General features: G+C 67.8%; 17 protein-coding genes and 3 pseudogenes. 11 read left to right on the forward strand and 9 right to left on the reverse strand.

Annotated features, from left to right (window positions below):
- Positions 1-133: 133 nt before the first annotated feature.
- Both ACZ62B_RS34560 and ACZ62B_RS34565 read right to left on the reverse strand, forming a co-directional pair.
- Complete coding sequence (locus ACZ62B_RS34560; RefSeq protein WP_469693395.1) at positions 134-3,835, reverse strand: laminin G domain-containing protein; 3,702 nt, start codon at positions 3,833-3,835, stop codon at positions 134-136.
- A 624-nt stretch (positions 3,836-4,459) separates the two neighbouring features.
- Positions 4,460-5,203, reverse strand: a pseudogene (locus ACZ62B_RS34565) (transposase family protein).
- Positions 5,204-6,189: 986 nt separating this feature from the next.
- On the opposite strand from ACZ62B_RS34565, the gene ACZ62B_RS34570 reads away from it, so the two are divergent.
- The 3 genes from ACZ62B_RS34570 (at position 6,190) to istB (ending at position 9,372) form a co-directional block, all read left to right on the forward strand.
- Entirely contained in the window at positions 6,190-6,867 is a 678-nt protein-coding gene (locus ACZ62B_RS34570) for a hypothetical protein (protein WP_469693397.1), read from the forward strand.
- A gap of 78 nt (positions 6,868-6,945) precedes the next feature.
- On the forward strand, positions 6,946-8,562 hold the full coding sequence (istA, locus tag ACZ62B_RS34575) for an IS21 family transposase (RefSeq protein ID WP_469693424.1): 1,617 nt from the start codon (positions 6,946-6,948) through the stop codon (positions 8,560-8,562).
- 12 nt (positions 8,563-8,574) lie between these two features.
- Positions 8,575-9,372 carry an IS21-like element helper ATPase IstB gene (istB, locus tag ACZ62B_RS34580; protein WP_469693399.1) on the forward strand — a complete coding sequence of 266 codons (798 nt, stop codon included), beginning with the start codon at positions 8,575-8,577 and terminating at the stop codon, positions 9,370-9,372.
- Positions 9,373-9,401: 29 nt separating this feature from the next.
- Here istB and ACZ62B_RS34585 read toward each other — a convergent pair whose 3' ends face one another.
- Complete coding sequence (locus ACZ62B_RS34585; RefSeq protein WP_469693401.1) at positions 9,402-9,692, reverse strand: hypothetical protein; 291 nt, start codon at positions 9,690-9,692, stop codon at positions 9,402-9,404.
- Between the two features lie 416 nt (positions 9,693-10,108).
- Between ACZ62B_RS34585 and ACZ62B_RS34590 the strand changes: the two genes are divergently transcribed.
- On the forward strand, positions 10,109-10,534 hold the full coding sequence (locus ACZ62B_RS34590; protein ID WP_469693425.1) for a DUF5677 domain-containing protein: 426 nt from the start codon (positions 10,109-10,111) through the stop codon (positions 10,532-10,534).
- Positions 10,438-10,701, forward strand: a complete 264-nt coding sequence (locus tag ACZ62B_RS34595) for a hypothetical protein (RefSeq protein WP_469693427.1) — start codon at positions 10,438-10,440, stop codon at positions 10,699-10,701. Before ACZ62B_RS34590 ends, ACZ62B_RS34595 begins: the two co-directional genes overlap by 97 nt.
- Positions 10,702-11,375: 674 nt before the next feature.
- Here the strand turns inward: ACZ62B_RS34595 and ACZ62B_RS34600 are convergent.
- The 4 genes from ACZ62B_RS34600 to ACZ62B_RS34615 form a co-directional block, all read right to left on the reverse strand.
- Positions 11,376-12,572 (reverse strand): serine hydrolase domain-containing protein, encoded by a 1,197-nt coding sequence (locus ACZ62B_RS34600; RefSeq protein ID WP_469693403.1) that lies wholly within the window; start codon positions 12,570-12,572, stop codon positions 11,376-11,378.
- Positions 12,569-13,492 (reverse strand): DUF6895 family protein, encoded by a 924-nt coding sequence (locus ACZ62B_RS34605; RefSeq protein WP_469693404.1) that lies wholly within the window; start codon positions 13,490-13,492, stop codon positions 12,569-12,571. The genes ACZ62B_RS34600 and ACZ62B_RS34605 overlap by 4 nt, the downstream gene beginning before the upstream one ends.
- Positions 13,489-14,214 carry a hypothetical protein gene (locus ACZ62B_RS34610; protein ID WP_469693406.1) on the reverse strand — a complete coding sequence of 242 codons (726 nt, stop codon included), beginning with the start codon at positions 14,212-14,214 and terminating at the stop codon, positions 13,489-13,491. The genes ACZ62B_RS34605 and ACZ62B_RS34610 overlap by 4 nt, the downstream gene beginning before the upstream one ends.
- Before the next feature lie 69 nt (positions 14,215-14,283).
- The gene (locus ACZ62B_RS34615) at positions 14,284-14,484 is read right to left on the reverse strand and encodes a hypothetical protein (protein ID WP_344566356.1); all 201 of its coding nucleotides are present in this window, start codon (positions 14,482-14,484) and stop codon (positions 14,284-14,286) included.
- 1,539 nt (positions 14,485-16,023) lie between these two features.
- Here ACZ62B_RS34615 and ACZ62B_RS34620 point away from each other — a divergent pair.
- The 5 genes and pseudogenes from ACZ62B_RS34620 to ACZ62B_RS34640 all read left to right on the forward strand — a co-directional run bounded on the left by ACZ62B_RS34620 (position 16,024) and on the right by ACZ62B_RS34640 (position 21,760).
- Positions 16,024-16,467 (forward strand): translationally-controlled tumor protein, encoded by a 444-nt coding sequence (locus ACZ62B_RS34620; RefSeq protein ID WP_469693408.1) that lies wholly within the window; start codon positions 16,024-16,026, stop codon positions 16,465-16,467.
- Positions 16,468-17,195: 728 nt separating this feature from the next.
- The gene (locus tag ACZ62B_RS34625; RefSeq protein ID WP_344566359.1) at positions 17,196-18,851 is read left to right on the forward strand and encodes a multicopper oxidase family protein; all 1,656 of its coding nucleotides are present in this window, start codon (positions 17,196-17,198) and stop codon (positions 18,849-18,851) included.
- Between the two features lie 131 nt (positions 18,852-18,982).
- Positions 18,983-20,033: pseudogene (locus ACZ62B_RS34630) on the forward strand (integrase core domain-containing protein).
- A 280-nt stretch (positions 20,034-20,313) separates the two neighbouring features.
- Positions 20,314-21,135, forward strand: a complete 822-nt coding sequence (locus ACZ62B_RS34635; RefSeq protein WP_469693410.1) for a lipase family protein — start codon at positions 20,314-20,316, stop codon at positions 21,133-21,135.
- A 61-nt stretch (positions 21,136-21,196) separates the two neighbouring features.
- Positions 21,197-21,760: a 2'-5' RNA ligase family protein gene (locus ACZ62B_RS34640; RefSeq protein ID WP_344566363.1), complete on the forward strand. Its 564-nt coding sequence runs from the start codon at positions 21,197-21,199 to the stop codon at positions 21,758-21,760.
- A gap of 277 nt (positions 21,761-22,037) precedes the next feature.
- On the opposite strand, the gene ACZ62B_RS34645 is transcribed toward ACZ62B_RS34640, so the two are convergent.
- Complete coding sequence (locus ACZ62B_RS34645; protein ID WP_469693413.1) at positions 22,038-22,673, reverse strand: HisA/HisF-related TIM barrel protein; 636 nt, start codon at positions 22,671-22,673, stop codon at positions 22,038-22,040.
- A 324-nt stretch (positions 22,674-22,997) separates the two neighbouring features.
- On the opposite strand from ACZ62B_RS34645, the gene ACZ62B_RS34650 reads away from it, so the two are divergent.
- The gene (locus ACZ62B_RS34650; protein WP_468722444.1) at positions 22,998-23,447 is read left to right on the forward strand and encodes a nuclear transport factor 2 family protein; all 450 of its coding nucleotides are present in this window, start codon (positions 22,998-23,000) and stop codon (positions 23,445-23,447) included.
- Between the two features lie 21 nt (positions 23,448-23,468).
- Here ACZ62B_RS34650 and ACZ62B_RS34655 read toward each other — a convergent pair.
- Positions 23,469-23,951, reverse strand: a pseudogene (locus tag ACZ62B_RS34655) (IS5 family transposase); the annotation flags it as partial.
- Positions 23,952-24,089 lie beyond the last annotated feature (138 nt).

The raw sequence follows: 24,089 nt of genomic DNA on the forward strand, positions 1-24,089 counted from the left end.
GCCAAACATCATGAGTTTTGTACCCATCCGGTTCACGAGAATTGGAAGATCAATCAAGTTACGGAAGCAGCCGGAGAATCCGGCCGCACGGTGGTTGGGCAGCCCTAAGGACTGCCCAACCACCCACTGCAGGTCAGTCGCCCACCGTGACCTCGACCTGCTCGGCACTGGCCATCGCGCCGGCCCACAGGCGCACATCAGAGATCCGAGCAGGCAGGAAGTGCTTCCAGCCGCCGCTCGCGTATGCCTTGCCGACGGCGAACTCACCACTGCCGATCTGTGCCGTGTACGCCTTGGCGTCACCGTTCTGGCTGTAGCCGATGTAGAGGCTGATCGTGCCGTCCACCGAATCGTGCACGCCGGTCAGCCGCGCGCCGCTGTCCACACTCGCGGTCTCTTCGGAGGTGACGGAGGAAAACGTGCCGTCGGACTCGAGACGACCGAAGTGCCACTTGCCCTCCGGCACTGTGATCTCCTCCATGGTCTCCTCGTCCAGCACGGTCTTCTTGCCGGTGAGCTCGAACCACAGGCCCCATGCGGAACCGTCCGCGGTGCGCTGGCCCGCGACCTGCCCGATGTAGCCGATGTCCTTAGCCGCCAGCTTCGCCGCATCCAATTGCACCCGTGTTGTGGCGGTGAACGAACCGGTGCCGTCCACCAACGGACCCGCGACCGTGGCGGCATCGTCCACGCCGTCCAGCACGATCTCCTCGTTGGTGACTGTCGCACCGCCGGCCAAGGCGAGGCTCCTCCCGTAGCCGGATACGGTGTCGACGATGGAGGTACCGTCAACGCCTCGGGTCGGGTTCCAATCCGCGATCAGTTCCACTCCAGCGAACCGGCCCGAGAGCATGAGCCGAGCCTCGTCACGGATTTCCTCCGCAGTCAATGTGCGCTGCCATACGGCAGGCTCGTCAATGGACCCATGAAGCGGTTGATGCCATTTTCCGCTGGACTGGACGAGCCCCATCCTGAGCGGCCCCGCCTCTTCGATGGCCACTTCGAAACCTGTCGTACGGGTAGCTTTCAGAACGCCGTTGACATAGAGCCTGATGCCATTGGCTGGGGCGTCATAAACTGCTGCCACGTGTGTCCAGACTCCTTGCTGAGCCTTGTCCTCGGACATAACGCCGTTGTAGAGGCCATCAGTGCTTTTGACGCCGAAGAACCAGCCGTTGTAGCCCTGTGCTATCTGGTACGACAGCATGAATGCGGCGTTGTCCTTGCCGTCCTGTGCGAGGATCGCCTGACTCTTGTCGAGGCTGTCGAGACGCACCCACGCAGCAACGGTGTAACTCGAGCGTGGCTCCAGCACCGCGGCACTGGTCGCGGCATAGGCGCTCTGTCCGTTTAGTACCAGACCGCGGTCCGTGAGGGGAGTCTCCAGTGGCACACCCTGCGCATCGTGGGAAATCACTCCTCGTCGGCCGCGCTCGTCGCGCACCGCACCCCCGGCCAAGGTGACCTCGTGCTTGGGCACCCCTTGTGCCGTGGCGGTGTCCTGGGCGACACCGCTTGCCTCATCGAAGTGCCAGCGCCCCACCGATCCCTGACCAGCGGCAACGAGGAAGTCGACGGCGTTCCAGGCTCCGTATCGGCCCAGGTTGTCTTTGGCCCGAGCCCACAGTGTGTATGTGCCCGATCGCTCTGGAGTGATCGGGACACTCACCGTGGCGCCGGTGGCCGTCGGCCAATTCGACATGCCCGACAGGGTGTACTGGTAGGACACGATGCCCGTGTCACCGTCCGCGGGGGCGAATTTGAACGTGGCCTTCTGCCCCGGGCCACCCTGTGCCGCACAGGCGTTGGGCAGGCATTCCGTGTACGGACTGCCGATGGTGATCTTCGGTGCCTTTGGGGCGGTCGGGTCGACCTTGAAGTAGCAGAAACCGGTGGTGGAGCCGTTCGACGGACTCGACAGGTGACTCTTGTAATCGTTGTAGAATGACTGTGTCCATGCCCGATAACGGTGTACGGGTCCCTCGGTGAGGGTGGACCAGGTGATGGTCTGCTTCTTCTCATCCCCCGCATACCCCGTCGAGGGCCGCGAGTCATTCGTCCCGGCGTTGGTGTCCGTCCATGTGCCGTCGGTGTTCTTGCGGTCGACGTCGAAGGCGACCCGCAGCTGCGCGTCCTCCTCACCGCCTGCCTTGGTCTGCGTCGTCGCCGTCAGCGCCGGTGTCGGGTCGGAGACGATCGTCGGGTTCGACTCATTGGTCGAGCACACTGTGCCCGAACCGGTCACGAGCCCGATGCCGCTTGGCTTGTCCGGGATACCCACGAAGGAGACCTCGAGGACGGCATCGTTCTTGAACCGCTTCCATGCTGAGGTGTCCGACTCGTCGTGCGCCCGGATCTCCAGCGTGAGCCGGGAGAACTTGCCCGCCGCGAAGTCCTTCACGGTCGGGGTGAGGTTCTCGTTCGTCTCCTCCGGGTTGTCGTTGAACTCGATCGCCGCATCCGGCAGTCCCGGGCTGCACAAGTCGCCCCGGCCCGCCGAGACATGCCGATCGCCCATCCAGTCCAGTTCCTTGGGACGCGAGGACCAAGTGGTGGAGGAGGAGATGTTGTTGGTGCGGACCAGGTCCACCCAGCGCGGATCGCACTGGAACGCCCACGGCTCGGTGACCCGGAACGTCGCGTCCAGGACGTGCTTGCCCTTCAGACTCGCAGGCGAGAACTCGAAGTACAGCTTCTGCACATAGCCCGGTCCGCAGTAGTAGCCGTTCCAGGTACCGCACTTGCCGGCACCCTTGCCCATGCCGTCGTCACCATTGCCCCAGCCGTAGGACTCATAGCCGTCCGACCGCAGCAGCGTCCGCTCCGACTCACCCCACGTCACCGAAGGATCAATGAACAACGGAAACACCGAAGCGTCCCTCTCGGCAAGGAGCTCGGGGTCGGGGACGATCGACAGGGATTCCTTGCCGACCTCCACATCCATCGTCGCCACCTCATCGCCCTGCCCCGGCTCCACACCGGACCCGGACGGGGCCGACTCTGCCGGATCAGACGGGGCAGAACCGGCCAGGGTCGTCTCTTCCGCCGCCGCGCGTGCCGCCTGAGGCGCAGGCGGCTGGGCAAGCGTCTTGCCGGCCGAGTTCCACATACGCGCGGGCGGGGCCTTGAACACCGTCTGGCCATTCGGGTCGACCGCGGCCAAACTCCCTGATGCACCTTCCTGGACCGCAAGCCCTGTCGTCTTCAGGCCGAAGGTGAGCTTCTTCAGCTTCTCGTCGGCTGCAGCCTCAGGTGTCTTGACCACCAGGACGTGCTGGAAGCTCTCCACCGTCGCGGTGACCTTCAAGTCCACATCCGGCAGCACGTTTGCATACACGGCGCTCGCGCCGTCCAGCTCGGGCTCGGGCAGGCTGCCCGGCCAGCTCAGCTCGATCGAGCGGCCCTGGCTGGCGATCCGCGCCAGCGGATCCTTCCCTCCACCACTGGAGAACACGATCTGCGGGGCCGCAGCCTTCGGAGCGATCGAACCGTCCGCACGCTTCTCCAACGTTGCGTCCGGCGTCTCCCAGCCGCCCCCCGGCTTGGAGACGCGTACGGGAACCGACGACTCCTGCAAAGTGAAGGTGTAGCCGTCCGGATTGGCGAAGACGGTTGTGCGTTCGGAGCGCTGCCCCGTCACCTCGACCCGACTACCGGACTCCTGAGCCTCCGCGAGTGCCTTCTGCCCTTCCGACAGCTCTTCGGAGTCCGCCGCCGACGCTGCGGCCTGGGCCGCGGACGGCTGCACCAACGCCGTGGTCAACAGCGCCGCAATCGCCGCGCCTACCACAGACACCCCACGGTACGTCCGGCTCCCACGATGACGTTTGGGCATGACTGTGCCCCCCGCCCCAAAATCCACAGCCCCTACCCCAAAGTTTCAAAAGTTTTACAAGTCGCGCAGAGTTAAAGCTGTTTACCCGGCGGAGTCAAGTGCACTGTGCATCCAGAGGCGTCAACACTCAGTCCTCAGGCGGGCAGTTTCACTTGGATTTGCACAGTTTGACGCCACCCCCGCATACGCCCACAAGGCAAAGCCCTGAGTGACCAGTAGGCCGGAATTGGAACAAGCAAAGCCCTCACTGGCTGGATTTCATCCCCGAAATAGAGTCGCAAATCTGGACTGAACCCTTCCGCGACTGCGCTAAACGTGACCCTCCCCACTTGCTGAAGTAACGCTGAGTGAACAAGAGTTGAGGCTCTGCCAAGTAAACGACTCTGTCTCACATTCGTTGGTGTCAGAGCACACCACTATCCGAGGAGGATGCGGTAACGAAGAAGGGTGAAGCCTGTTCGTCCGCGTACCTGACACGCGATCCGCTTGGTCTCGGTGCTGACACCCCCGGTGGAGCCGCTACTGCACGAAACCGTGAGCGCGACGACCGCTGCGCCCCGATCTCGGCCAAGCCTGGGCAAAGGAATACAACTGCGGCTGAACACCCCGGCGAGTGAACCTTTCTCATCCTGATCGCCAGGCAGTCTCGATGGCGTGAATGGCAGCAACGGTCCGGCTGATCCGGTTGGTGCTGCAGCGGGCCCTGCGGAGGATCCGCCATTGCTTGAGGCGAGCGAAGGCTCGTTCTCCTGGCGCTCGCAGCCGGGCGTGGTCGCGATTGAACTGGACGTACCTCTCGGGAAGATCTTGGCCGTAGTAGGGAGTGCGGACGGTGGCCCCGACTCCGCGGTAGGCCCGGTCAGCAAGGACAAGAAGTTGCCCGGTCAGGCATGCCTGGATCACTCCGTGCGCGCGGGCGGCGGTCAAGTCGTGAGTGCGGCCGGGCAGTGCGCGGGAGAACCACAGTGGTGTCCCGTCCGAGGCGGCCACGACTTACACGTTCATCCCATGGCGGCGGTGCTTCATCGAGTAGTACGGCCCGTCCGCCGTGATGCGGTCGGTGGCGATCAGGGTGCCGTCAAGGATGACGAACCCCTCCAGCGGTAGCTCGCGCAGGGCCTCGTGCAGGCTCGGCGCGTGTTCGGCGAGGAGGTCGACCGTCTCGGTCACGTACCGGCCGGCGGTCGCCGTGGAGACACCGAACCCGGCAGCTACCTGGGCCAGCATCTCGTTCTTGCGCAGGTGCACCAGGACCAGCAGGGCCTGCCGGAAGTAGCCCAGCCTGCGCCAGCGGGAGCTCAGCTCACACCTTCGGGCGTAGATGAGCCAGGAAACGTGCTCAACGACCTCGTGCGGGACGTCGAGCATGGCACGATACGGGACCAACAGGGCTCCTGTGTCGAGACGTTGGCGAGTGAGATCACCAGCCGCAACGACCAGGAGCCCTGCCACGTCACGGGCCCCGACCGCCAGCCGTCATCACTCTCGAACCACAGGATGAGAAAGGTTCAGTGGACACAAAAAAGGGACTCCCACCCTGAAACAGCAGGGCGGGGGTCTTCCTCATGGAGCGCCGGGCAGGCCTTGCACCTGCATTTCCCCGCAGGAAGCGGGGCGTCTTTCCTTGGACCACCAACGCACAGCCCATCACCGGCAAACCCGGCGGCGTGCTCAAGATCCACTCTGCCGCAGTCCCAGCACGCCCCACACATCACGTACGGCTTCCGCCAACCCGCCAGTCAACACCCGGGGATGGGAGCCGTCCTTGTCCTTCCATCCGTGCGGCACTCTCCAGGGGGAACGGTCTGGACGCTCCGGCCGCTTGCGGCGCCGGGCAAGCCGGCGGCTCACAAGGTCATCGTGCGGCCCGCCGGCAAGGAGCATTTGCGCTCTTGACCCAGCACGCCGCCGAAACGACCCTCCTGCGGCCGCCCGCCCGGATCATCTCAGCGTCATGACGCGTGCGAGGGTGGCGCGTACTCACCACAGGTATGCGCCGCCCTTGCGCTCCACTCCCCAGTCGATCAGCCGTCTACCCGCCACCGGACCGCTCACACCGTCCCGGCCGAGTACGGAAACTCATGAAGCCGCGCGCCCCGTAGGGCCAGCTGGTTGTTCGGGACCGCCCTGGCGGGCGCTGTCGGGCGGGGCACGGCAGGCCGGCGGTGGTTTCGGGTGTCAGCCGTGGTAGCCGATATACCCCTCGCCGACACGGGCACTGCTCTCGGCTGCGATGAGCGTCGGCCTCTGTGTGCCGTCGTTACCCATTGGCCGTCACTTCGGATCGCCGACATCCGTACCGCCGCCCCAGCGGAAGGACGCGCAGAACCTTTGGCCACCGGTATTCTTCGGCGATGTCGAATCAGTCGGTGGCGGCGGGAGTCGGTCTCGCTGGTGTGATGGCGCACTGCGGCAAAAGCCCGGCCGGCGCCGTGGAGCTTCTGGTGGGGGCGATAGTCTCGGCGCCGGCAGCACCGGAGCCCTACGATGCGCTCGCCGAGTTGTGGCGGGACCAGCGCCCGGAACTGCAGGAGAGCCTCGAAGAGGACGGCTCCATGAGCGCCGTGGTGACGCAGGCGTACTTCCTGTTCCTCGAAGGGCACATGGACGACGCGGTGATGGCCCTCAGTTCGGTCACGGGCGCACGACCCGACGTGGCATGGGGCGCCGCACCCTGGTTCGGCGATGTGCGCTTTCTCGGTGCGGTGAGTGCCGAGGCGCTGGCCGAGGCGTGTCTGCGAACGCTGGACTACGGCCACGACCTGGACACCGACGAGATGCGTGAGCGGTTCGCGCCCTGGTTCCACGCCCTCGAGGTGGTGTCCGCGCGCAGTCCCGTCCCGGAGTCGCTGGCCGCCATGGCCCGGCTGCCCCGGGCCTGCGGCCGCTACGAGCTGGCTTTCGCGCTGTGCGACCGCGCCGATGCCGTCGAACAGGTCATGTGGACCGCAGTCGCACGAGTGGCTTTGTTCACGAGTTGCGAGAGCGTCTGTAGCTCAGCGGCGAGAGCGGCCTCTTCCACGGGAGAGTGATGTCGTCGAGTTTTGAGAGCACCTGGATGCTTGCGTCGGGACCATGGTTGTGCTCTGCACGACGAGGGGGCCCAGGTGCTGCCGAAGTCCAAGGTCGATCTGTACGCGGCGATCCGCCGTGATGCGCGTCAGGGGCTGTCGAACCGTGCTCTCCAGCGGAAATACGGCGTCGGGTTCCTGACGGTGCAGAAGGCTCTGTCGTCGGCCTGGCCGGAGCCGCGGAAGCCGCTTCCGCCGAGGGCGACTCGGCTGGATCCGTTCAAGCCGTTGATCGACGAGATGCTGCGGGCGGACCTGGACGCGCCGCGCAAACAGCGCCACACGGTGAAGCGGATCTTCGAGCGGCTCGTGGATGAGCACGACGCGAACGACATTTCCTACCAGATGGTCCGCGGCTACGTCGCTGGCCGTCGTGAGGAGATCCGGGTTCAAACCGGCCGGGGTGTGGTGGAGGCGTTCGTCCCGCAGACCCACAAACCCGGGACAGAGGCAGAGGTCGACTTCGGGGATGTGACCGTACGGTTGGGCGGCGAGGTGGTGACCTGCTACCTGTTCGCGTTCCGCATGTCCTACTCGGGCAAGGCGGTGCATCGGATCTTCGCCTCGGCCGGGCAGGAGGCGTTCTTCGAGGGCCACGTCCACGCTCTCAACGTGCTGGGCGGAGTGCCGACCGGGAAGATCCGCTACGACAACCTTAGGGCCGCGGTCGCCCGGGTTCTGGGCTTCTCGCGGCAGCGGGTTGAGGCCAAGCGGTGGACCGCGTTCCGCTCGCACTACGGCCTGGAGGCTCTCTACTGCCAGCCGGGAATCCGCGAGGCACACGAGAAGGGCGGGGTCGAGGGCCAGATCGGCTGGTTCCGCCGAAACCACCTCGTTCCCGTCCCTGAAGTCGCCACACTCGCCGAGCTCAACGCGATGATCGAACGCTGGGACGAAGCGGATGACGCCCGGCGGATCCGGTCCCGTCCTCGCACGATCGGCGAGTACTTCGCGGTCGAGCAGTCGTTGCTGGCACCGCTGCCGGAGGAGCCGTTCGAGACGGGCCGGCTGTTCACCCTGCGGGTCGACCGCTACAGCCAGATCAGCGTCCGAACGAACCGCTACTCGGTGCCGGTGCGGCTCATCGGCCGGAATGTCCGCGCGATGCTGCACGCCTCCGAGCTGGTCGTTTACGACGGCCGCGAGGAGGTTGCCCGGCATGAACGCCTGATCGCCAAGGGCGGCACCCGGCTGGAGCTCGACCACTACCTGGAGGCGCTCGTGCGCAAGCCCGGCGCTCTGCCCGGGGCAACCGCGCTGGACCAGGCACGCTCGGCGGGCAGGTTCACCCCAGTCCACGACGCGTGGTGGGCGGCGGCCGTCAAGGCCCACGGCGAACGGGACGGCACCCGCGCGCTGATCGAAGTCCTCCTTCTCGGTCGCCATCTGCCCCACGAACACCTGGTCAGCGGCCTCGCGGCTGCCTTGAAGACGGGTGCGCTGACCGCGGACGCGGTCGCGCTTGAGGCCCGCAAGGCCGCAGACGAAGACAACGGCGACACGGAACTCTCGCTGCCCCCGGCCAGCCGGTCGAAGGTCACGTCCCTGACGTCGCGCCGCCTGTCCCACCTGCCTCCCGACAAGCGGCCGCTTCCCTCGGTCGCTCACTACGACCAGCTGCTGCGACTGCGTCGGCCGGACCGCCCCACCCCTTGAAGGAGAACGATCATGACCATTCCCCGCCAGCGCGGACTCACCGAGCAGGCTGCCACCGCGGCGGTCGACCAGGCCTGCCGGATGCTGCGGCTCCCGACTATCCGGTCCCAGTTCCCGGAGCTCGCCGAGACTGCCGGCCGCGAGCAGATGTCCTATCTCGGCTTTCTCTCGGAGCTCTTCCTGGCCGAGTGCGATGACCGGGCTCGCCGCCGTTCGGAACGACGGATCAAGGCCGCTGGCTTCTCTCGCGACAAGTCACTTCGCAAGTTCGACTTCGACGCCAACCCGAACATCGACGCAGCCTTGATCCACACCCTCGCCAAGTGCGAATGGATCAAGAAGAGCCTGCCCCTCTGCCTCATCGGAGACTCCGGCACCGGAAAATCCCACCTGCTGATCGCACTCGGCACCGAAGCCGCGATGGCCGGCCACCGGGTCAAGTACGTCCTCGCGACCAAGCTGGTCAACGAACTCGTCGAAGCCGCGGACGAGAAGCAGCTGACCAAGACCATCGCCCGCTACGGCCGCGTCGATCTCCTCTGCATCGACGAGCTCGGCTACATGGAACTCGACCGCCGCGGCGCTGAACTGCTGTTCCAGGTCCTGACCGAACGAGAGGAGAAGAACAGCGTCGCCAACGCCTCCAACGAGTCCTTCTCCGGCTGGACCAAGACCTTCACCGACCCCCGCCTCTGCGCGGCCATCGTCGACCGCCTCACCTTCGGAGGCAACATCATCGAAACGGGCACCGACTCCTACCGCCTCGCCACCACCCGAGCACGCGCCGAACAACAGCTGGCCACGAGCTGACCTGGGCGCACGAGGCTTCGTGAGCATCCTCAGTGCTCACGGATCCTTGACCACCACCAGCCGCCCAACGTGAAGGCGTTCACCGGCCCAGGATTCGGCAAGGTGCGACGCTCGAACTCATCGTCGATACGAGCAACCAGCCGGCCGAGATCGCGCTGGGCACCGCGAGGGAGGTGAAGCATGACCTCTTCCAGATCATCGCGGGCATACTCCACCTCCAGTCCGGGCTGCCAGACCTGGGATGCGTTCAGATAACGGCCGGGTTGCCTGAACGCCCACTCGAAACGGGCGAGCGCGTCAGCAACTGCACCAGGCCACATCCGCTCATCCTCGACGCGACGGACAGCTGCACGAGTCCTCGCGGAAACGCCCCGGATCCGCCGAACTGCAACGTGTCTGCGAGGCCGCCACCGCTCAGCACGGACGGCCTTCGGGCGCCTACGCGGCATTGGCCTTTCTGATCAACATGCCGTCATCCTGCCACGAACGCAGCTGGCTCCGCACGCACGATCGAGCCCCTGCCACCCGGGGTGCTCTTACTTCTCACCAACATTCACGCGCTCTTCGGTCACGGCGTGATGCCGAAACCCACTGACAAGTGCTCTCGCTTGCAACCTACGCAGCCAGTCTGCGACGCTGCCGGGCGACAGTGCCGGTGATCCTGCGAGCAGCAGATCAAGTAACCGGCCAGGGCGTGCGCGTGCTCCACGAGCACCAGAATGTCGTCCGGCCCCTCATGGGCTGGTGGCAGTTCACCAACCGGACGGCGCAGGCTCTGATGTCGCTCTACGACCAGGGGTACACCGTGGAGGCGGCACCGCTGATGCGGAATCTGCTGGGGCACTCCTACGCAATGGACTGGCTGGCCGACAGCGGTGAGCCAGCCGTCGTGGCACTCACCGACTACTGGAACGAGCACCGGCGCAAGCTCGCCCAGAACGTGAACGAGACCTGGAACCTGCCGGAGCCGGCCCCACGCCTTCAGCTGAGCCAATCCCGTTCGCCAACCCTGAGAGCGAGCAGATCCACAAGCGGCTGGTCGGCGAGCTCAAGAACTTCGACACCATGGTCAAGGCCTACGGCACCGCCGACGTCTATCCGGTCTACCGGCACCAGTCGGCCTACTCGCGCGCCACGGGCGCGACCGCCGACGCCTTCCTGATCATGGATGGCGACACGCTGAAGTTCACCACAGAACCCAGCGGCTGTGGATCCCCGTGGTCCTGCTGCAAGCGGCCGCCGCCATCAGCCCCCTCCTGGTGGGCGACCCCATGGAGCCGACCGTCGACAGGGCAATGGGAGACCTTGGCCTGCCAGCCTCGTTGCTGAACCTTCGGCGTACGCGGCCGCTCATGTGACGCCGCCGCGGTAGCCGCACAGGCAAATAGCCCGAGCCCACCGTGTCCGTGCGGCTTCATGCTCCAGCGCGGGCCTGGTCGCGGCGTTGTTGGCGTGCCACAGGGAGGGCAGCACGCTGTTCGGGCTGGACGTAGAGGCCGTCGTCACCGAACTGCGACGGGAGACCGCCACACTGGGCTTCCTCACGTCTACAGCGGGGCCCTGAAGCGGTGGGATGCAGTGATGCGGCTGCAGAGGCTCACCAGCAGACCTTCTGACGGGTGAGTCGCCGTCGGCGGGAAGCAGCGGGCCTCCCGCTGCGTCGGTCACTGCACGCCCAGGCCATCGGTGCCGATCGGCCGACGGAGGTCACGGGCTGCCCGGTCGCGTGGCTCCTCCAGCGGCCCGCTGCCCTCGTCGGCGGGCCGCCGAGGACGTCGGCGCTGATGGCTATGCGATGGTCCTGCACCGCCTCGTCGTCGCCGACCCGGCCGCCTGGATTGCCGACGTGCCCGCCGTCTTGCAGAACCTGGCAAAGCCCTACTGGGCATGGGGCGGGACAGCGCCTCACCGAGCGGAGCACCCCCGCGTCGGCGGGGAGGACGGGCTGCGGGTGGGCCCGGGCGGGCTGGGTCGAGTTCCGGCATTGAGTGCCAAGGAGTTGATCAGGGGGCGAGGTGTGGAGCACGCAGGGCGGATGCTTGTCCGTTCTTCGGTGGCTGGGTGCTGAAGACGGCTGGTGTCTGAACTACGGGCTCCGGGGTTCTGTGCGCCGGGCGGTCGTCCAAGGCTTCGCCCACCAGTGATGTGAGCAGGCAGTAGGCGGCCTGGACGAAGTTGTTGCGCAGGGAGGGGGTGGTGTTGGCGAGCGCGGCCAGGCCTGTTTCCGCCTGCGGGGAGAAGCCGACGAAGGCGGTGAAGCCGCTGGTCCCGCCGCAGTGGAAGTACAGGTCGTGGCCGGGGAACGTACGCACGTTCCACACCAGGGCGATCCGGTCGCCGCCGGCGGGCTTGGCCAGACGGGGCCGTCGGACCTCGTGCAGGGCGGCGGCCAGTGGGGTGGCGCTGGGGTGCAGGTGGGCGTCGAGGTAGCGCAGCAGGTCCCGGGCGCAGGAGCGCACCGCCCCGGCGCCCGGCAGGCCGGGCATGCTCATGGGCGGCACCGGCCTGCCGCGGCGGTGTCCGACGGCCAGGTCCGCCGGGCCTGCCTCCGGCGTCCGCCCGCTGTCGGGCGGGGAAGGAACGACGGCGGTGTCGGCCAGTGCGAGCGGGGCGCAGATCCGGGTGGCGAGCAGGTGCTCGTAGGTTTCACCGGCGGCCTCGGCGAGCAGACGACCCAGCAGGCCGACCCCGAAGTTGGAGTAGCGCACGCGTGTGCCCGGCGCGGGCCGCGGCCGGATGCGCGCGGCGGCGCCGAGCAGGTGGTCCGGGGTGTAGCCGGCGTAGGGCTCGGTGGTCCAGCGGGGCAGGGCAACGGGGTAGAGGTTGGCGGGCAGCCGCGGCAATCCGGAGGTGTGCGTGGCCAGGTGCAGCAGGGTGACCCGGTCGGCCGCGGCGTGGCGCGGGCGGGCGTGCGGCGGCAGGTACTCGGTGATCGGGTCTTCCAGGCGGACCTCTCCCCGCGCGCACATCTGGGCCAGCAGCAGCGCGGTCATGGTTTTGGTCACCGAGCCGAGCTCGAACACGGTTCGAGGGCCGGTCGCCGTGCCGGGCGAGGCGGAGGGGTGTCCGTGGCAGCTGACGGAGTGCCTGGTGCCCTGGACGGTGGCTGTCACGACGGCGGTGGCGCCCGGCGCCGTCGGGGCCAGCCGGTCCGCGAGGGACGGCGAGAACCCGGCGGGCGGGGCGGCGGTAGCGGTCATCGGGCAGGGGTGGGGGTGTTCAGCGCGCGGGACAGGGCGATGGTGCCGGCCATCACGGCCACCACGGTCGGATGGTGGTGTTCGGTGAACGCCTCGACCGGGTCCTCCGGCACGGGGTCGGCGTCCCGGGGCAGCAGGCCGTCGGGGCGCTGCACCTCGGCCAGCTCCTCCCAGGGCCCGGCGCCGCAGACCGGCTCATCGAGGCAGGCGTCGACGAACAGCAGCTCGCCGACCAGGTCCCACTGCGCGACCTCCCTCCAGACCTCCACCCAGACCGGCAACCAGGTGCGCAGATACGCCTGGAGGGGGGCGGGCAGCCCGCCGGGGCTGGCGCCCCAGTCGGTGAGGTGGAAGACGGTGTGAGTGACCGCGTAGGCGGTCATCCAGTCGATCGCCCAGGGCTCGGGGGTGGCACCCAGCCAGGTGGCCGAGGAGAGCGCCGGCCAGTCCTCGTGGTCGACGAGGCCGGTGATACGGGCGGCGTTCGCCACCGCCAGGCGGCGGTTGGGCAGCAGCTCGGCCGCATGCGTGGAGCGCAGCGAATGGAGTTGGGCAAGGAGCTGCTCCAGGTCGGTGTGGCGGTATCCGGTCCGGGCGAAGTGGGCGTAGAGCTCCAGCGGGTCGGTCATCAGGGGGTGACGCAGCTGGCGTTCGTAGAGCAGGTCGCCCTTGCGGAACTGGTCCCAGGCGAAGTCGAGCAGTTCCCGGGCGGTGTGTGCCTGGCGCGGCCCGGCCACGCCCTCGCGCAGGACCAGGGAGGCGACAAGTGCGGTCTCGCCCAGCGGCTTGTAGGTGCTGTCCGGATCGGCCAGCTCGGCCGTGGTGCCGGCGGGGAATGTCGCCAGCGTGTGGAACCGTCCCAGCCAGTCCAGGGCGCGGGAGGCCACGCGGTGAGCGCTGCGGGCGACGGGTGCCGTCACGTGTGGCTCCCCTTCAGGAGATGTCGGGCGATTTCGGCCTCCAGTACGGTCCGGGCCTCGACGCCGCCGAACAGCAGGAGGTGGTCGAGCAGCGGGGCGGGGTCCAGCGGCACCGCCGCCCCCTGGCCGTGGACGAGGGCCAGCCAGCGGCCCAGGCGGGCCGCGAGGGCGTAGTCACGGCGCAGTATCGCCCAGCACGCGCCCCGGGCCAGGGGGACGGCCCCCTGACGGGCCGCCTCGTGCACGGTGCTGTCCAGCCCGGGCAGGGCGAGGGTGGACAGCTGGGCCATCGTCACGGACCAGGAGCGCCACGCACAGGCGCCCGCAGGAGCGGCCGGGCCGGCGTGGTCCGGCCGCGGCGGGTCCGGGGCGGGCGGGCTGCACCGCGCGGTGGCCTGCGCGGTGGCCCAGTCGCGCCACCTGGTGATGTGCGCGGTGTCGGGATCGCAGGCGGCGGTCAGCGGGAACACATGGGCGGCTTCCGCCACCGTCTCGGCCTCCGCCTGTGTCAGGGGCCGTCCGGTCAGGACGTGGGCCGCGAGCGCGTCGGCGCCGAGCACGCGTACCGCCGCCAGGGCCGCCTTCGGATCAGCCGCGGCGTCGACGTAACCGGCGAGCGGATCCGGGTCCCCCGCGCCGTCCAGGGCGCGCAGGACCCGGAGCGCGAGCTCCGCGGCCGCCTGGGCGTAATCCGTTAGCGCGGCGCCGCCGGCGTGCAGCATGGTCTCACCTCCATCATGGGCGGGCGGAGCCCGTCCGCGACGTCCTGCGCGAGCAGGAGGGCCGGGGACTCAGACCTTCTTCGGCTTCTTCGGCTCCGTGGGTTCCTTCGGCGAGAGCAGGAGCAGAAACTGGTCCAGGGCTTGTGGGGCGTGGAGGGGGGCGTCGCTGCGGGGCGCCTCCTGCTGAATCGCGAGTTCCAGAACGGCACTCTGCTCGACCAGGTCGGCCAGTGCGGCTCCGGCCGGACGGGACAACTCACGAATGCTCATTGGACTCTCCTTCGGACGTGGGCCGCGCGAAACGGCACTTCACGCCCGACCGTAGATTAAATGTGATGAAAGGTGCGAAAGGTAATCACCTGTCCGTGGACGTGGCGAAGCCCGTCGGGGCCATCCCCGGGCGATCACTCGATCCCACACCCGAACCGCTATGCACTCCCCGCAGCGACGCTCCGCTGTGACGCTGCCCGTGCCCGGCAGGCTCTACCAGCGTCGTTCCAGGAGAGCCAGAGGCGGTCGAAGGTGTCGGAGACGGCGATGTCGCGCTGGTCGTCGGGGAAGACCTGGGCGTAGGGCGCGTAGTCGTACGCTCCCGCCCACCACGACACCCGCCGCTATGCCTGGAACATCCTGCGCACCACCGTCATGGCCGACGCGTACGGCGAACGCCTGCAGCTGATCATCGCCGACAATGCCCCCCGCCTCTCACCAGTGAAGCCTTCGGCAAGGTGGAATTCGACTACAACAGCCCCCTGGTGCCCGGCGTCGACCACCCCGGCCCCGACCACGCCGGCCGTCTCGAAACCGAAGCGGACGACTGACCCCATCGTCACTCTGCCTCACCCTCAGGACGAGCCGGGGCCGATCAGGGCGGCGGGCACGGCCACGCCTGGCGCTTCAGCGCTGTCGTCGCAGTCCTCGCCGAACTCCGGCGGAAGCCCGCCCCCAGTACGAGCAAAGCCACGGCGGCGCAGTCGGGGCGGCCTCTGACAGCACCGCCCGACAGCCCTCCGCCGAGGGCACGCGCGCCACCTCCCACAAGGCGACTCGACCTGGGGCTGCCACCGGGGGCACCGGAACTTCCGGCCCCGAAGCGGGCGGAGCAGCTGTCCGCTATTGCCGAGTACGCACAGCGCCCGTGAAGCGCACATATCGCGTACATGGGCCGCCGCACGCCGGTTCGCTTGCCGTAGCTGCTGGTCTTCTGCTGCCGCGAAGCGCTTCCCGTGAGGGCGCACAGCGCTGGTGATCACGCCACCCTCATGATCTTCTTCATGACCGGTCCCAACGGTCAAGAGTCCAAGGCGTACGTACTTCGTATGCCTTGCGTACGCCTTGCGAGGCATCAGGGCGCAGCGCGCGAACGGACTGATACGGTGCGCTGCGCCGGCCCAGCGGGCCGTCGCGGCCTGGAGACACCTCCCTAGCCTCTGCCACTTGACCGAACGGCTATCCGCCGAGGCACCCGGCCGCCACCGCGGCAGTCCAGGCCACAGAAGACCTGGCCGCGACCGTGTGCACATGGTGCGCAGGCGGGCCGCCGGTCAGATCCACGCCTCATCGCCCGCGCCCCGCATCCTGAGAACCTCGACCTGGAAGCTCCGCCCGCGCTGACCGCGCTCGCCGCCACGGTGTCGGCACTCAGCCGTGCCCTCGGCGCACCGGAACGGGTATGACCCGCTCGGCGGGGCGCGTCAGTCCACACCACGTCAGCGATCCGTAATGTGTCAATGACAGACTGTTACCGTTCGCCGGGTTGACGCAATGCGGAGCCGGTGACGCGGCTCCACGTACCGAGAGGAACGCAGAGTGCTTCTTTACAGTGACGTCCTTACTGGTGACGAACTCTTCAGCGACGCTTTCCCGGTGAAGTTCGTCGATGGCATCGTCTATGAGGTCGATTGCCCGCCGGACGAGGAGGGAGACGAGTCGGACAACAGCGTCGTACGCGCCTTCGGGCTGAAGCCGACCACGTTCGACAAGAAGGGCTACCTGGCGTACCTCAAGGGCTACATGAAGGCGGTGAAGAACAGCCTTGAGGAATCGGGCGCCGACGCAACTGAGATTGCCGCGTTCGAGAAGGGCGCCTCGAACTACACCAAGAAGATCGTCGCCGCTCTGAACGACTACGAGTTCTACACCGGCTCGAGCATGAGGCCGGACGGCATGGTGTGCCTCCTGAACTACCGTGAGGACAGCGTCACTCCGTACTTCACTTTCTGGAAGCACGGGTTGAGGGAACAAGCAGTCTAGATCTGCCCGGGCGGGTCGACCGAGCCCCGCACTCCTGGTACTCCGGCGCTCCCGTGACCGGTGCGTGGACCGCAGGGGTTGCAAGTGGCGAAGCGAAGCCCATGACCGTTTGCCGGTCGTGACCATGCGTAAGACAGCCACCGCATTCGTTCTCACCGCGACAGCCGCGGGAACGATCCTCGCCACGACTTCGCCGGCATCGGCTGGGGAGGGGGTGACTTCCTGTTCCCAGCCTCCGGCACCAGCTGCGCCAATCGACCCGGCGCGACAAGCTCACGGCGGAGCAGCTGGGCGCGCTGCGGCGAGGTGCGCGCACGGTGCCGCCTCTGCGTTCCGGCCGGGCCTGCCGCCCTGTTCCTTGGGGCGGGTTGATCGCGTGCCCGTGTCGATACTGCCCATATATCCCGAATGTATACCTGGCCGGGGTAGTGTGCTCACATGGTGACTGACCCGAGGGCCGGATGCGGGCGCAGCCCGCGCGGACGGCAGGTGCCGTCCGGTGCCCTGCCGCTCGGGATATCCGCACGGCCGCACTGAGCTGCGTTCCGGGCACCGGCGAGGGGCACTCGCCGATCTCCGCAACAGTTGGTTCCGCCGCCCACCGGATGTGCTCACCGTCCCGTCGGTGCCTCGTGAGGAAGAGCGCCTCTGGCCGTCCGGTCCTGTCCGGGTGGTGGCAGGCCCACGCATTCACCTGCCTTTTCCCGACCAGCGAGGGACACCCAGTCATGCGCACGGACCGCACCAGTCAGACCTCCCCCACACGTCGCTCCGTACTCGGCGCCGGTATCGCGGCCGCGGGTTCCGGACTGCTCGCCGCCTGCTCCTCTTCCGGCTCGCGGGACGGCGGCCACCCGGGCGCGCCCGCGCCGGCCGGATCCGCTCCGAACGGCAGAGAGGTCGGCGGGGCACATCCGACCCCCGCCGAAACGCTCCGTAAGCACACATTGAGGGCCACCCCGTCGCCGGTCGAGTTGGGCGCCGGACGTACCTTCAGGTCGTGGACGTACGAGGGGTTGCTGCCGGGCCGGGAGGTGCGGGTCACCGCAGGTGACACCGTGGCGTTGACGCTGGCCAACCGCCTGCCGGAGGCGACGACCGTGCACTGGCACGGTATTGCGCTGCGCAACGACATGGACGGTGTGCCCGGTGTGACGCAGCGGCCGGTCGAACCCGGTGAGACATTCGACTACCGCTTCACCGCGACGCATCCCGGCACCTACTGGTTCCACCCTCACATGGGGGTGCAGGTTGACCGTGGCCTGTACGCGCCACTCATCGTCGACGACCCGAAGGAGCCAATCGGGTACGACCACGAGTGGATCGTCGTACTGGACGACTGGATCGACGGAGTGGACGGCTCTACCCCCGACGATGTTCTCTACCAGCTCCGTAAGGGCAAGCCCCCGGTGGGGCACGGCGACAGGCCGGAGGGACCCGTGGGGGCCGGTGGCGGGGCGTTGGCGGACGCCGCGTCCGGGGGAGCAGACGACGGGAAGGGCTCCGGACGGGCGCCCTCGCCGCCGCCGTACCGACGGAAAGGGCCGAAGCGACTGATGACGGGAGCCACCAGCAAGCTGCTCGGCGGTCACGCGGGACACATCGCCTACCCCTACTACCTGATCAACGGGCGCACAGCGGACGACCCCACGCAGTTCACGGCCAAGCCCGGCGACCGGATCAGGCTGCGCATCATCAACGCCGGCGGGGAGTCGGCCTTCCGGGTGGCGCTCGGCGGACACCGGATGACCATTACCCACAGCGACGGCTTTCCCGTGCAGCCGTACAAGACGGACGCACTGGTCATCGGCATGGCCGAGCGGTACGACGTGCTGATCACCGCGCAGTCGGGTGTCTTCCCGCTTGTCGCGCTCGCCGAGGGGAAGGGGGGCCGGGCCATGGCCGTCCTGCGCACGGGCGCCGGAGCGGCCCCCAAGCCGTCCGCGCACCCTGCGGAGCTGGACCGTGAGGTGCTGGTGTCCGCCCGCCGGCTCGAGCCGGATGAATCGGTGGCGATGCCCCGCCGCAGGTACGACCGGCTGCTCCGGGTCAAGCTGACCGGTGGCATGAAGGAGTACGACTGGGGAATCGACCACGAGCCCTACAACCCGGATACGCTCCACAAGGTCGAACGGGGCGAGCGGGTGCGGCTGGTGGTCATCAACGCCACCCACATGTGGCACCCCGTGCATCTGCACGGCCACACGTTCTCCCTCGCCGGCGCGGACTCGAACGGTGCCCGCAAGGACACGTCGATCGTGCTGCCGCACAACAAGCTGGTGGCGGACTTCGACGCGGACAACCCCGGACTGTGGATGCTGCACTGCCACAACATCTACCACTCGGAGTCCGGGATGATGACGACCCTTGCATACCAGGGGTAAGACGTTGCGCTTGCCGATGACCTCATCCGCCCTGGTCGGAGCTGATGCGCGGGGTGTACGGGATGTCGAGTGCGGCCGGCCGGGTCGGTGCCGTCGCGCGGCTGCCGATCAACGCGGCGTGATGACCAACCGTGCTGCTGCGACTGGCCCACTTGGGCCTGGCGAACGCGTTCGCCGGGCTGCGTCTGCTACCGATGAGCGATCGGGACAAGGACATGGAGATCCTCGCCCTGCGTCACCAACTGTCGGTGCTGGAGCGCCGACTCGGTAAGGGGAAGGTGCGCTTCAGCCCGAGTGACCGGGCTTTCCTCGCGGCCCTGCTGTACCGGCTGCCGCGGGACGTGCCGCGCAGGCTGCTGGTGCGGCCGGACACGGTGCTCCGTCGGCACCGCGACCCGGTCGCCCGCCGCCATGCCGCCGAGTCCGAGCCGAAGCGCCCGGGTCGACCCCGCACCGTGCTCTCCATCCGCGCCTTGGTGCTGCGCCTGGCACGGGAAAATCCCACATGGGGCCACCGGCGCCTCCACGGTCCGGGAGATCCTGCGGGAGGCCGGGATCGACCCGGCGCCCGAGCGGACCTCCCGCACGTGGGCCGACTCCCTGCGCTCCCAGGCCGACGCGCTGCCGGCCTGCGACTTCTTCGAGACGGCCCCCTGACCGGGGCACGACTGTACGTGTTCGCCGTGATCGAGCACGCCGGCCGACGGATCCGGATCCTGGGCACGACCGCACACCCGACGGCCTCGTGAGTGCCGCAGGCCACAAGGAATCTCGTCATGGACCTGAAAGATGTCAACTGCCGGGCGCGGTTCCTGATCCGAGACCGGGACGGAAAGTTCCCCGCCCCGCATCGACGCGGTCCTCGCCGATGCGGGGACCGAGGTCGTGCTCAGCGGTGTCCGGATGCCGCGGATGAACGCGGTCATGGAACGCCGGGTGCAGACCCGTAGGCGCGAGCTGTGGGACCGGACCTCGATCCAGGATCAGCGGCATCTGCTCCACGCCCTGCGGGAATTCGAGCGTTCCTACAATGCGCACCGGCCCCATCAGGGCATCGCGAACGCCCGCCAGTCGAACCCGTCACCCCCGCCAATCGTCGATCCGGACCAGATCGCCTGCCTCGAGACACGACGACGCGATCGCCTCGGCGGCCTTCTCCACGAGTACGAGCACGCCGCCTGACCTGACCGGACAAGGATTTCGGCAAGGGCAGGGCCGGCCTCGGCGCCACGAGCAGGACCGCTCATCTCCAGGGAGCGTACACGGGGGCGCGTTTTGCTCACTCCGATGCTCCCGAAGCGCTCACCCCAACCGGGTGAACCGCACGGTCCGCCGGGGTTGTCGGCGGAAGGGCCGCAGCGATCGGGACACATGCTGCTGGCAGGCCGAACACCTACGAGAAGGGCCGCTCTTTCCTCGGGCGGCCGACGTCGATGCCCGCCTGGGCGAGGAGGAGAACGTTGTGGCTGTTCCCGTGACACTCGATCACCGTTCCACCGGCTACAGCCTCGAGCGCGCCTACTGGCTCGCGCTGGCCTCAAACCTGGCCTACAAGGACGAAGCCACCATCGAGCAGCAGGCCCGGGACTGGGGCTTCGGCACCGTCCGCCACCACGAGACACGGTTCACCCCGCCGTTCCCGCTGCAGGACACCCAGGCCTACACCATGGCCAGCGACGACGTGATCGTCACCGCGTTCCGCGGCACCGAACCGCAGCAGATCAAGGACTGGCTCTCCGACGCCACGACCCCGCCCCGTGAAGGCCCGGCCGGCACTGGTCACATCCATGACGGCTTCGGCGAAGCCCTCGAGTCGATCTGGCCGGACGTCAAGAACACGCACGGCGAGCTGCGCACCAACGGGCAGACCGTGTGGTTCACCGGGCACAGCCTGGGCGGGGCACTCGCCATGCTCGCCGGCGCCCGCATGTACCTGGAAGAGCCGCGCCTGGCCGCCGACGGCGTCTACACCTACGGCCAGCCCCGCACCTGCGACGGCAAGCTGGCCAAGGCCTACAACAAGGGCTACAGAAACCGGATGTACCGGTTCGTGAACAACAACGACGTCGTGCCGCAACTACCGCCAGAGCCCTACTACACGCACGTCGACGCGCTGCGCTACATCGACTCCCACGGCAAGGTCCGCGACACGATGCCGGTCGTGGGCGGACTCCTCGACCGCGCGGCAGGCTTCACCGCCGACCCGCTCGCTCCCGCCAGCGACGGCGTCCGAGACCACTTCATGCACAGCTATCTCACCGCGCTGGAGAAGAACCTCAGCTGACCCGCTGCCCTCGCCCGACGCGAACACCGCACCACCGACCGCGCCCGAAGGGAGCCGCCCCGTGGCGAGCAGTACGACAGTGAACGTCTTCTTCAGCCTCCGCGTCCCCGCTGATCTCGTGCAGACCGTGGTCGATCTGCAGAAGGAGCAGCGCGATCGCGTCAATCCGCAGGCTCGTGAGCACCTCCACATCACGCTGGGCTTCCTCCACCAGGCCGACGCCGGGCGCCTGGCGGACGCCGCCGCCGTCATCAGTTCAACAACGTGGCCCACCCCCACCATCCGGCTGACCGGTGAGGTACGGCACGGCAGCTGGGCGCTGCAGAAGAACCCGGACTACCGCTACCGCGACGACCTCGTGCAAAAGGGCGAGCAGGTACGCCTCGGCGTCGAGCTCACCTCGGAGCTCCGCGAGGTCCAGACCGGCATCACCCAGCGCCTGGACATCACCGAGGACGGTTACTGGCCCCACGTCACTCTCGGCCTGGCCCGCTGCGACTTCCCCCGCTCAGAGGCCGAAGCCATGCGCCTGCCCACACTCAGCGCCCCCTCGGCGGGCCTGGACATGCAGCAGGAAATCACCGCCACCGACTTCCGCATCCTCATCAACCGTCCCCTCGCCTGACACAGCAAAAGGCCTGCCCCTGGGTATCTCACACGCCCCCGGCGGGGCTGCAGACGGCCGGGCGCGGTGTGGGGTCGAACGATGACACCGTTGGCCACCACGGCGGAGAGCGGCTCGAACCGCCGGCGGAGCAGCGGTGTCGAGTCCGTTCGCGAGCCGGCTTGTCTGATACGACCTCGAACGCCCGTGAGCCGTCCATCCAGACGGCTCGGTAGCGACGGTCTGATGACCGGTTGTGCCGTTGGCAGGACGTCGTCTGCTGCCGTGCACCGCGGTCTCAGGGCTGTCGATGGTTCGGCTCGTGCTGGTTGAGGGCCTGGTGGGCTTGCTCGAGGGTGAAGGTGCCACCGAGTAGTGCGCGGCCGACCACGGCGCCGTGGACGCCGAGTCCGGCGACAGCAGTCAGGTGCTCCACGGTGGCGATGCCTCCTGCGGCCAGGACAGGCGCGTCGGTTCTTTCGGTGACCTGGCGCAGCAGAGTGAGGTTGGGTCCGGTGAGGGCGCCCTCGGCGGAGATGTCGGTGACGGTGTAGCTGGTGCAGCCTGCTTCGTCGAGGAGTTCGATCAGGGGCCACACGTCTCCCCCGTCGGCGTAGCGGCCGTGGAGGGCAAGACGGGGGCCGTGATCGGTTACCCATACCGGCAGGCTGACCCCGGGGCGCGAGCCGTGCTCTGCGATGGCCGAGGCGGTCCAGGCGGGGTTGCGCAGCACGGGTGTGCCCAGGTTCAGTCGCGCACAGCCGGTGTCCAGTACCCGCTTCAGGCTGGCGTCGTCAGTGACGGCCGGTGCGCAGACGAGCTGGACGCGCAGTCCGGCGGCATTGACGCGGCCGATGAGACGGGTGACCTGGTCCGGGTCGAAGTGGTACTGCTGGCTGCTGGTGGAAGACGAACAGATGCAGCCAGGTTGCACCGTGCCGGGCGAAGGACGACGCGAGTTCGACTGGATTCAGTCCGGCGGGTTCGCAGACGAGCTCGCCCCGTACCAGGTGCATAATCCGGCCATTGCCCAGATGCAGGGACGGCACCACGGTGAAGCCCACCGTCATCCCTTCCGTCCTTTCGGTTGCGTTTTCTCACGGTGACAGATGGTGGTCAGGGTCGCCAGTACACCCCGACCTGGCAGCGGAGGGTTGGGTTTGCTGCACCAGGACGTGTTGCGGAAGTGTGGACCGCGCCGCACAACGATGTCTGATTGCCGCCAGCAGGATCCGCCTGTAGTGATCATGCTGGCGGCATGACGATGTCATCCACTACGGAATCAGTAACAGTCCTCACCGCCATGTATGCGGCTGAGGCGGAGTATTTGGCGGCCGGAGGCCCTGGCACAGCTTCGTTCGATCTGCTGGCCCCCTTCTTTGCGCCCGATGTCGAGTTGCATCAAGCAGACGCTCTGCCCTACGGAGGCACGTGGCGTGGGCACAATGGCATGACGCAGTTCTTCCTCAGGATGGGGCAGGTGTGGGAGTCGTTCGAGATGGTGGAGCAGGAGTTTCTTGCCACCGATGAGACTGCGGTCGTACTCACACAGGTCCGTGCTCGCGCTCGTGCGACCGGCCGTGAACTCAGCTTCCCGATCCTGCAAGCGATCAAGGTCAAGGACGGGCGGATCACCGAGGTCCGTCCGTTCTACTGGGACACGCGGGCTATCGCCGATGCCTGCGCCGTGCCGACACCGACAGACTGAGGTCGACCGCAAACCTGCTGGTCACAGCCACTCGTTGAGGACTGCCACCAGCACGGTCGCCTCGTAGCGGACGGCAAGCTTGTCGTACCTCGTGGCCACGGCCCGGTGACGCTTGAGGCGATTAATCCCGCACTCGACCGCGTGGCGTTCGCGGTAGTCGGTCTTGTCGAACTTTGGCGGCCGACCGCCTCGGGAGCCGAGTTTCTGGCGGTTGCGAACCCGGTCCGCCGGGACCGGAATGGTCGCCTTGATACCGCGTCTTCGCAGGCAGGCCCGGTTGCGGCGGGAGTCGTACGCCTTGTCGGCCCGCACCCGGTCCGGTCTCCTGCGGGGCCGACCAGAACCGATCCGCGGCACCCGGATCGCGTCCAGGACAGGCTCGAACTGCGGGGAGTCGCCTCGCTGACCGGCCGTGATCAGCACCGAAAGAGGCTTCTGCCCCTGCTCGACGGCAAGGTGGATCTTGGTGGTCAGCCCACCTCGGGAGCGTCCGAGGCCATGGTCGGCCGGCTCGACGGCAATGCCGCCGGGCGGCTCCTTTTGCAGATCCCCGTTACCTTTTCCGTGGCTCCGCTATCGGGGCTCCGGTCTCCTGGCCCGGTATGACTTGGTCCCCTCGTCGACATGATTGAAAAGGTGGTG

The organism is Streptomyces sp. NPDC053426 (genome assembly GCF_055585405.1).